Here is a 9,433-nt window from a genome sequence, read left to right on the forward strand (position 1 = left end):
CCTTGAGCTCGAGCTGGTCATTGACCGCGCCCAGGCGGCTGTGGGTGGAGTCGACCCTGGCCCAGGTGTGCACGCCATCAACGCCGGCGGCGTGGCCGCCGTTGCGGTCGTGCCAGGTATGGCGCAGCAGCTGGGTGAGCGCGAACTGGTTGGCCAGGTAGGCGCCGGTCTCCGGACGCAGGACCGGCGCCGGGGCCGGGGCCGGATCGATCGGATCGACCGGGTCAACCGCATCCACCGGATCGACCGGATCGACCGGATCGACCGGATCAACCGGATCCACCGGATCAACCGGATCAACCGGATTGACCGGATCAACCGGATCAACCGGATCAACCGGATCAACCGGATCGACCGGGTCAACCGGATCGACCGGATCAACCGGATCAACCGGATCCACCGGATCGACCGGATCAACCGGATCAACCGGATCGACCGGATCAACCGGATCCACCGGGTCAACCGGATCGACCGGATCAACCGGATCAACCGGCGTGCAGCCGGGCAGGGCTGGATTGGCCTCGCACGGGTTGGTCGTCGGGATCTCCGAGCGCAGGTACCAGTTGCCGTCCTGGTGTTTGACCAGGAAGTACTCGTACTGCCCACCCACGGCACGACCGATCAGATCGAACTGTGCATTGGACGCACCGCCGACGGTGATCAGCTCGATGCCCAGATCGGTCTTTGCACCGGTCCCGCCGGCGTTGAGCACGCGTACACCGGCCTGGCCGTCGGCATCGCCGGTGATTGCCAGCGTGTCGGTGGCGGAGTGGTCATCGCCCAGCACGGTGTTGAACAGCAGCGTGCCGCCGTTGCCGGCAAACGTATTGACGGCCAGGGTATTGAAGGCAGTGCCGTTGCCCAGTGCGACGGTACCGGTGGGATCGAGCTGCAACCGATCGACGTTGCTGTCGCCGGTCAGCATCCAGGTGCTGCCGCTGCCCACCGTTGCCGACGTGACGTCGGTGAATCGGCCATCGATACGCGCATTGTTGAGCAGCTGAACGTCGAGCGTGCCGGTGACGGTACGCGTGTCGAAGGTGACATCCCCGCTGAGGCGTGAGTCGTCCACCGTGAAGGCCACCGAGGTCCAGCCACGGGACGGCGTCGCGTCAAACGCGCGGACCAGCATCAGATGGTTGTCGCCGCCCACCAGTTGCGCAGCATTGGCAACCCGTACGTCATAAGACGCATCGACATTCCCGTAAGCCGCAACCTGTATCGCGGCGCCGCGCGCCGAACGCACCGTCGATCCATCCACCCGCAGTCTGAGGGTATCGGTGTCCGGAAGGGCGCCCAGGAGCTGGACGCCAACGTTGGCCGCTTCGATGGAGGAGCCATTGACGATATCCACCGTACCGCCGGCCATGCGCACGCCAATGCCGGAGAAGCGGTCCGAAACACCCGGATTGTCGGCGACACGGACCAGGGTGGCATCGAGCAGTGCATGCGCCCTGCCGATCGCCGTGGTCTCGCTGATCAGATCCACGCCCACGCTGGCGCCGGCGAAGCTGCCACTGAGGTCATCCATCAGAATGCTGCTGCCGATCAGATGCACGGTAGCGTCATTCTGCAGATGAAGGCCGCCATCGATGAAGGTCGACCCGATGGCGCGCAGGGAGGCGGCGTCGGTCAGTTCGAGGGTCTTGTTCGGGCTGGACATGCTGCGGCGCGACACGGTGGTGCCAATGAGGTCCACCTGTGAGGTGCTGTCGGCAATGATGTTGAACGTGGCGCCGTTCCTGACCACCAGACGTGCATCATTGCGGAGCGTCCATGTGTCGGCAGCGTCGCCGAAGCCCACGTCGGCCTCCTCGCCATCCAGCACGCGCGCGTCCAGATCGCCGAACGGGAGCGAGGTCAGCGCAAGGATCACAGCACAGGTCAGCAGCCTGACAGGCGGATGACCAGGATGTCGGGTCGTGATGGCGTTCATTGTCGTGGGTCTCTCGATCGGGATAGGCCGGGGAGTTCGTGAGGTGGCCGGGCAGACTGCAGGGGGAACGGTGCAGCGGCGGTACCCTGGCGGTCGCAAATGACACGGACTGTCCAGCAGGGGATGCGCAGTGTCGCGATCGGACCTGCGTCAACCCATACAATTTCTTGCAGATTGTCTGCGTCTATCGCTGGCGATCATCGCCACCGGTGGACCCTCGTTCCGACGGCACGCGCAGGTCATGCCCCGCTGCGCGCTGGCGTCACGACAGCCACTGGCGCCGGGCCCCAGGCGCCGGCGTCCAGGTCATCGTCTTGGGGAGATCCGTCGAGGACGTGCAGGGTCGTGTTGCCAGGTCGGCTGACACACGCAGCAGATCGCCGTGGCGCTGCGGCGATGCACGGCGGCCGTCGGCACGTCAGACGACCGCTGTGCCCTGCTACACCGGCGGCAGCACTTTGCCGGGATTGAGGAGTCCGTCCGGATCCAGCGCCCGCTTGATCGCCCGCATCGCCGCCAGCGTGGCGGGCGTGAAGGCCTGGGCCATGAAGTCGCGCTTGGCCAGGCCGATGCCGTGCTCGCCGGACAGCGTGCCGCCCAGGGCGAGGGTCAGCGCGAAGATCTTCGGCAGGGCGGCGTGCGCGCGTGCGCTCTCGTCCGCGTCGTCGGGGTGGTACAGGATGTTGACGTGCAGGTTGCCGTTGCCGGCATGGCCGAAGGTGACGATGGTCAGCGCGTGTTCCTGCGCCAGCGCCTGCACGCCGGCGACCAGATCGGGAATGCGCGACACCGGCACCACCACGTCTTCGTTGATCTTGCCCGGGGCGATGCTGCGCAGCGCCGGCGACAGCGCCTTGCGCGCTGCCCAGAGCGTCTCGCGGGCGCTGCCTTCCATCGCCACGTCCAGCGCGATCAGGCCGTCGCCTTCGGCGGCGGTGGCCAGCGCCTGCAGCAGATAGGGCAGGGTGTCGTGATCGCCGTCGGCCTCGACCAGCAGCATCGCGCCGGCCTCGGGCACCACGGCACCATTGCGGCGCAGCAGCTCCAGGCTGCGCGCATCCATGAATTCCAGGCGGGTGGGCACCACCGGCTGCGCCATCAGGCGCGACACCGCGGCGGCCGCCGCATTGGCGTCGCGATACAGTACGCGCAACCCGGCCTGGGCCACGGGCAGCGGGGTCAGCTTGAGCGTGGCTTCCACGATCAGCGCCAGCGTACCTTCGCTGCCCACCAGCAGATGGGTCAGGTCGTAGCCGGTCGCATCCTTGGTGTACGCCCCTCCGCACCGGATCACCTCGCCGGCACCGGTCACCGCCACCAGGCCGAGCACGTTGTCGCGGCTGGTGCCGTACTTCACTGCGCGCGGGCCGCCGGCGTTGCAGGCGAGGTTGCCGCCAATACTGCAGATCTCCGCGCTGGACGGGTCCGGTGCCCAGAACAGGCCATGCGGTACCAGCGCGTGCTGCAGGTCGCCGTTGAGCACACCCGGCTCCACCACCGCGCAGCGGTTGCCCGGCTGGATGTCGAGGATGCGGTTCATGCGCGCGAACGAGAGCACGATGCTGCCATTCACCGGTACCGCCGCGCCGGTGGTACCGGTGCCGGCGCCGCGCGCGACCAGCGCGATGCCATGCGCGCGGCATGCACGTACCAGGGCGACAACCTGGTCGCGGTCGCGCGGGAAGGCCACGCCGGCCGGCAGCGCATGCCGCCACGAGTTGTCCTGCGCGTGCGCCTGCAGCGCGCTGTCGTCGGTGCGCCAGCCGTCGTCGCCCAGCAGGGCATGCAGGGTGGCGGCGAAGGCGGCGGGCAGGGCGGTGGTCATGGGGTGTTCCGGGACGAGGCGGGGGCAGGGTGGACCAGCTTCCAGCCGATCACGGCGGTGCAGAGTGGCAGCCACACCCAGCGCAGCTCGGAGAGCAGGGTGGTGATGCCACGTGCGTTGAAGAACTGGCCGGCGAACGGCGAGACGCGGATCGGCCGCCACGGCGCGAACAGCCGCTCGCCGCTCCACGGCCACCACAGCGCCACGCCCAGGCCGCCGGAGGTGAACGCATCCAGCAGCGGGTGCGACAACGTGCTGATGCCGACAAACGCGGCGGCCTGCACGGCCGTGGCGCGCAGACGCCGGTGCAGCAGTGCTGCCAACGTGGCCAGCAGCGCGGCGAACAGAAGCGAGTGGCTCGCACCGCGGTGACCGAAACTGTCGGCGTAGGGAATGTGCAGCGCGAACGCCAGCACGTCCGCGTCCGGCAGCATCGCCGCCACCACGCCGGCGGCCAGCAGCGGCGTGGCGATGCGGCCGCGGTCGGCCGCGCACCACAGCGCCAGCGGAATGGCGGCATGGGTAAGAACGGTGGGCATCAGCAATCCTCCAGCCGGAAGGCATCCCGCAGCCAGCGCAGCTGCGGTGGGTCGCCAGCGGCCTCGACCACATCGAAGCGGCAGGGCCGGTCGGCCAGCGCCGGATGCGCCAGCAGGAACAGCTGCGCGGCCAGCACCAGCTTGCGGCGCTTGCGCAGATCGACCGAGACGGCACCGCCGCCGAACGCGGCCGACGCGCGGTAACGCACCTCCACGAACACCGTGGTGTCGCCGTCGCGCATCACCAGGTCCAGTTCACCACCGCGGTAGCGTGCGTTGGCGGCCAGCGGCTGCAGGCCGGCGCGACGCAGATGCGCCCGAGCCGCCGCTTCCACCGCCGCGCCGCGCTGCGCGCGTCCGGTGGCCATGCCGGACCTAGTTGGCCGACGCGATCGGCGTCGGCCGACCGCCGCTGAAGGTCGACCACACCGGCACACGCAGCACGTTGCCGTTGCTGTCAAGGAACAGTGTGCCGGTGGCGCCGGCCAGTGCGCCCTCGGTGGCGATCTTGTCCAGGTAGGCGCTGATCTTCCACGCATCGAAGCCGAACGCGAACAGGCGGCCGGACGCGCCGCGTGCCGAGGGCAGGATCTGCCCGGCGGTGGAAGCGGCCGGCAGGCCGGCCACGCCGCGCACATTCCAGGCTTCGTTCGGATAGATGATGCCGTCCAGCGCCATGTCTTCCTCGGGCTTGCCGCTGCCGAGGGTCAACTGCGAGGTGCCCACGCGGCTGGCGCCGCCGGCGCCGGCCAGCGCCAACTGCGGCGCCAGCGTGCGGGCCTGCGGCGCCTTCACCGCCAGGAACACGCCATCCACGCTGCCTGCGGCGCGCAGCTGCGCGCCGACATCGCCCACGGTGTCGTTCACGCCGACCGTGGCCGCCACCTGGCCGCCACGCTGGGTGAAGCGCTCGCGGAACGCGGCGGCCGCGCGGCGGCCGGTCTCGTCGTTGCTGTGCACCACCAGCACCTTGCCGCGCTCACGGCCGCGCAGGTACTCGGCGGCGATGATGCCGTCGTCTTCGGGGGCCATCGAGAAGCCGGCGCTGCCGGCCGGCGGGCTGCCCTTGCCACGGTTCAGTGCCAGCACCGGCACCGGCAGCTGCGCACGGCCGAACACCGCATCGACCTCGTCGCGGCCCAGCGGCCCGACGATGAAGTCGGCGCCCGCGCCCACGGCCTTGTCGTAAGCGGCCACGGCACCGGCGGCGGTGCCGGCGGTATCGATGAACTGGATCTCCGGGCGGCGGCGCGACTCACCGTAGTAACCGCTGAGCAGGCCATCGCGGACCGGCTGTGCGGCGGTGGCCAGGCGACCACTGAGCGGCAGCAGCACGGCCATCTTCACCGGCGGGCGGTAGCCATCGGACATCGCCGGCGGGCGCTTGCTGGTGTCGAACTGGCTGGCGCCATCGCGGTCGAACGGACGCGGCAGCGGCAGGCCACGGGCAATCAGCGCGCGACCGGCGAAGTTGTACAGCGGCTCGTTGGCCGGCAGCGCGGCGGCCCTGGCCCGCAGGGTGGCGTCGTCCAGGGTGCCGAGCAGGCTGGCGATGGCCTGCTGGTTGTCACTGCGCGCCTTGCCGGTCAGCGCGGCATGTGCGCGGGCGCGCTCCAGCGCGGCGCCGAGGGTGTCGCCGGTGGCCTGCAGCGCATTGGCGCGGGCCAGCTGCCAGCGCGTGCGCAGCGACGGAGCCACTGCGTCCGAGGATTCCTTCAGTGCGGCCAGCGCCTGTGCCGGCTGTCGGTCGGCCAGTGCCAGCTCGGCACTGGTGAGCTGGTAACGCTGCAGGCTGGCGCCGGTGAGCTGGCGCGGCTGCACCTGGCTCAGCAGGCTGCGGGCGCGGGTGGCATCGCCGGCTTCATGCCAGGCGAAGGCAGCGTCGGCCAGCGCGGCACTGCGGGCACTGCCACGCAGGGTGTTGGCCAATGCTTCGAGCTGCACGGCGGCATCACGCGGCTTGCCCTGCTCGATCAGTGCCAGCGCCTGGCTCTGCGCCGGGGATTCGGGGGCACTGGTGAGGCTGGTCGTGGCGCAGCCGGCGAGCAGCAGCAGCGACAACGAAAGGGCAGAGATCCGTGCGACGGGCTTGTTCATGATCAGGTCCATTCGATGGGGGCAGCGGCCGTGGCCGGGGAACGGTACGATTCTACCCTTGACCCATGAGTGCCGTTGCGATGAGTGCTGTCCCCACGCTGTATGTCGTTGCCACCCCGATCGGAAACCTCGCCGACCTGACGCCGCGCGCGCAGGAGGTGCTGCGCTCGGTGGCCGCGATCTGCGCCGAGGACACCCGCCGCAGCGGCCAGCTGCTGGCCCACTTCGGCATCCAGCAGCCGCTGGTGGCGCTGCACGACCACAATGAAGAAGCGTTGTCGCAGCGGATCGTGGCGCGGCTGCAGGCCGGGGAGTCGTTGGCGCTGGTCAGCGATGCCGGCACGCCGCTGGTGAGCGATCCAGGCTACCGCCTGGTCCGCGCGGCGCGCGAAGCGGGCATCCGGGTCAGCCCGGTGCCGGGCGCGTGCGCGGCGATCGCGGCCTTGAGCGTGGCCGGTCTGCCCAGCGACCGCTTCACCTTCGAAGGCTTCCTGCCGGCCAAGGGAGCGGGCCGCCGCGAGCGGTTGAATGGACTGGCGGGCGAAACCCGCACGCTGGTGTTCTACGAATCCTCGCACCGCATCACCGAATCGCTGGCCGACATGGTGGCCGCGTTCGGGGCCGAGCGACCGGCGGTGATCGCGCGCGAACTGACCAAACTGTTTGAAACGGTGCTCGACGGCACCCTGGGCTCGCTGCTGCAGCAGGTGGAAGCCGACGACAACCAGCGCAAGGGCGAGTTCGTGGTGATGGTGCAGGGCGCCGCCGACGACGCGCAGGCCCAGCTTGCTGCAGGCCGCCGCATGTACGCCAAGCTCAGCGAGCACCTGCCGCCTTCGACCGCCGCCAAGCTGGCGGCGGAACTGACCGGCGCGCCGAGAAAGGCGCTGTACGGGAGTTGAGCTGCGGTCGGGTGGTCGTCAGTGCCTGGGATGCAGCGCCGATGTCGGAACGTAGGGCAGCCGGCCAACGGTCGGCTCCACCGGTGTGCTGTCCCGAGCAACAGCCCCCTTCAGTACAGGAGGCACGCCGACAGGCGGGGGGATGTGGGGGCTGGTGGCACCCTGGGGGCTTCTTCGCAGAAGGCGAAGAAAGGGCGGAGCCGGCCGATAAGCCGGGTTTTGTCGTGGACAGTCATTCTTCTAGGCGCTGCGTCACCGCAGCGCTCAAGCAACCTACCCGGACCCGACGCGGGCCACGTCATTAGGTCCCTATTTGGTCTTGCTCCAGGTGGGGTTTGCCGTGCCGGTCTGTTGCCAGACTCGCGGTGCGCTCTTACCGCACCATTTCACCCTTACCGGCTCCCCGAAGGGAACGTAGGCGGTATCTTTCTGTTGCACTTTCCGTCGGCTCGCGCCGCCCAGGCGTTACCTGGCACCTTGCCCTGTGGAGCCCGGACTTTCCTCGGCATCCGCAAGGGATGACGCGACTGTCTGGCCGACTCCGCCGCGCGCATTGTCCCACATCCGCTGCGCGGCAGGGACGTGGATGCGGGACTACGGTGCAGGCGTGTCCAACCGGGTCTCGCCGATGCAGCGGCCATCGGCGGCGAAGCGGCGCTCCTGGATGAAGCCGTGGCCGCGTTCGTCCAGGGCGATGACGGTACTGGCACGGGTGCCGTAGTCGGGGCTGCGGATGAATGCCGAGGACAGCCAGCGCTCGCGCTCCAGGCCGATGCCGGTGTCGGGCAGGGCGTCGTCGTCGGCACGGCCCTCATTGGCCAGCGCCTGCCAGAGCGGGTCCAGCGCGACCTCGCCACGGGCGATCCAGTCGCCGAGGGCCTCGACCAGGTTCACGGTTTTCGGCCACGGCGCATCGAGCGGGCCATTGGACATGCCGTGCAGGCCCGGCGACAGCGTCCGTCGCAGCAGGGGATGGTTGCCCAGGAACTGGCAACTGTCGCGGTCGGCCAGCAGCAGGTTGAACGGGGCGAAGGCGGAGGCATCGGGGGCCAAGGCATCGGCGAAGGCGGCGGCCGGGGCGCTGCCACGCAGGAAGTCGGCCACCAGCGCACCGCGCGAGGGGCCGGTCTGGCGGGCCAGCGGGTCGCGCACGTTGGTCACCACCGCCATCCGGCCGTTCTGGCCGATGCCGGCCCAGGTGCCGCCGGAGCGGAGGTCGCGCCCGGCCATCACGCCGGTGTCGGGTGCGGGCCAGGCCGCCAGCGCGGCGGTGGGCCGGGCGTGGAACTCGTCGCGGTTGCCGGCCATGACCAGCTGCCAACGGGGGTGGGCCTTCCAGGCCAGAGCGAGCAGACACATGCGCCGATTGTGCCGGGTTTGCGCACGAACAGGTCGAAGCCGACCCCCGCGCGACTGAATGCGGGCAAGGGTTTCACGCCCTCTGCACAGGCCTGAACTTCCGATCAATCTCAAAAATTGAGACGAAACAGCAACTTGTGGATAAGCCTTGAACAAGTCTCTAAACATTGCTGCAAGCCCTTGATGTTCCAAGTGATTTCGGCTTCGCAAAGTTGTTGACAACCCAATCGGCACTGCTAAGGTGGGCAACAGAGGGAAAACCGGGTTTTTTGTGGTTTTTCGTGGTTCAATGTTTCACCGGGCAAAGGAAAAGGTGCAGGCGTCGTGTTCCAGGGCGAGACGGCCATCACAGTTGATGACAAAGGGCGCATGGCGGTTCCCACCGCTTATCGCGACCTCGTCGCGCGCGCCAGCAACAACCGTCTCGTGCTCACCTACAACCCGTTCGAGTCCGGCTGCCTTTGGCTCTATGCCGAATCGGAGTGGGAGCGGGTGCGGGACGACGTCATGTCCAAGCCCAACACACAGCGTGTCGTGCGTCTGCTGCAACAGAAGCTGGTCGGTTCGGCCGCGCATCTGGAGCTGGACGGCAACGGTCGCATCAGTATTCCCGCCAGCCACCGTGGTGCCGTTGGCATTGAAAAGAAGGCGGTTCTGCTCGGCATGGGCGACAAATTTGAATTGTGGAGCGAGCAGGCACATCGCGCGTTGATCCAGCAGACATTGTCTGACGAGGATCTCGGCGATGGGTTGCTCGACCTGAAGTTGTGAGCCG

At 68.8% G+C, this 9,433-nt stretch carries 8 protein-coding genes and 1 other RNA gene; 2 read left to right on the forward strand and 7 right to left on the reverse strand.

Annotated elements, in window-relative coordinates:
- From ACPEH8_RS18015 to ACPEH8_RS18035, 5 genes are all read right to left on the reverse strand, one after another.
- On the reverse strand, positions 1-1,876 hold a 1,876-nt coding region (locus ACPEH8_RS18015), incomplete at its 3' end, for an autotransporter outer membrane beta-barrel domain-containing protein (RefSeq protein ID WP_423667724.1).
- Positions 1,877-2,375: 499 nt separating this feature from the next.
- Positions 2,376-3,761 carry an FAD-binding oxidoreductase gene (locus ACPEH8_RS18020; protein WP_136003662.1) on the reverse strand — a complete coding sequence of 462 codons (1,386 nt, stop codon included), beginning with the start codon at positions 3,759-3,761 and terminating at the stop codon, positions 2,376-2,378.
- The gene (locus ACPEH8_RS18025) at positions 3,758-4,300 is read right to left on the reverse strand and encodes a metal-dependent hydrolase (protein WP_136003664.1); all 543 of its coding nucleotides are present in this window, start codon (positions 4,298-4,300) and stop codon (positions 3,758-3,760) included. The genes ACPEH8_RS18020 and ACPEH8_RS18025 overlap by 4 nt, the downstream gene beginning before the upstream one ends.
- Positions 4,300-4,668 (reverse strand): YraN family protein, encoded by a 369-nt coding sequence (locus ACPEH8_RS18030; RefSeq protein WP_136003666.1) that lies wholly within the window; start codon positions 4,666-4,668, stop codon positions 4,300-4,302. The genes ACPEH8_RS18025 and ACPEH8_RS18030 overlap by 1 nt, the downstream gene beginning before the upstream one ends.
- A 7-nt stretch (positions 4,669-4,675) precedes the next feature.
- Complete coding sequence (locus ACPEH8_RS18035) at positions 4,676-6,397, reverse strand: penicillin-binding protein activator (protein ID WP_166472612.1); 1,722 nt, start codon at positions 6,395-6,397, stop codon at positions 4,676-4,678.
- Positions 6,398-6,477: 80 nt separating this feature from the next.
- Here ACPEH8_RS18035 and rsmI point away from each other — a divergent pair, with 80 nt between their 5' ends.
- Positions 6,478-7,299: a 16S rRNA (cytidine(1402)-2'-O)-methyltransferase gene (gene rsmI, locus ACPEH8_RS18040; RefSeq protein ID WP_017357224.1), complete on the forward strand. Its 822-nt coding sequence runs from the start codon at positions 6,478-6,480 to the stop codon at positions 7,297-7,299.
- Between the two features lie 192 nt (positions 7,300-7,491).
- Here rsmI and rnpB read toward each other — a convergent pair.
- Together rnpB and ACPEH8_RS18050 are read right to left on the reverse strand one after the other, a co-directional pair.
- An RNA gene (rnpB, locus tag ACPEH8_RS18045) (RNase P RNA component class A) lies at positions 7,492-7,842 on the reverse strand.
- 51 nt (positions 7,843-7,893) lie between these two features.
- Positions 7,894-8,658: an NRDE family protein gene (locus tag ACPEH8_RS18050; RefSeq protein WP_017357225.1), complete on the reverse strand. Its 765-nt coding sequence runs from the start codon at positions 8,656-8,658 to the stop codon at positions 7,894-7,896.
- A gap of 324 nt (positions 8,659-8,982) precedes the next feature.
- Here ACPEH8_RS18050 and mraZ point away from each other — a divergent pair, with 324 nt between their 5' ends.
- On the forward strand, positions 8,983-9,429 hold the full coding sequence (mraZ, locus tag ACPEH8_RS18055) for a division/cell wall cluster transcriptional repressor MraZ (RefSeq protein ID WP_017357226.1): 447 nt from the start codon (positions 8,983-8,985) through the stop codon (positions 9,427-9,429).
- The last annotated feature ends 4 nt before the right edge of the window (positions 9,430-9,433 follow it).

The organism is Stenotrophomonas sp. NPDC077461, assembly GCF_049545475.1.
Taxonomy (GTDB): domain Bacteria; phylum Pseudomonadota; class Gammaproteobacteria; order Xanthomonadales; family Xanthomonadaceae; genus Stenotrophomonas; species Stenotrophomonas nematodicola.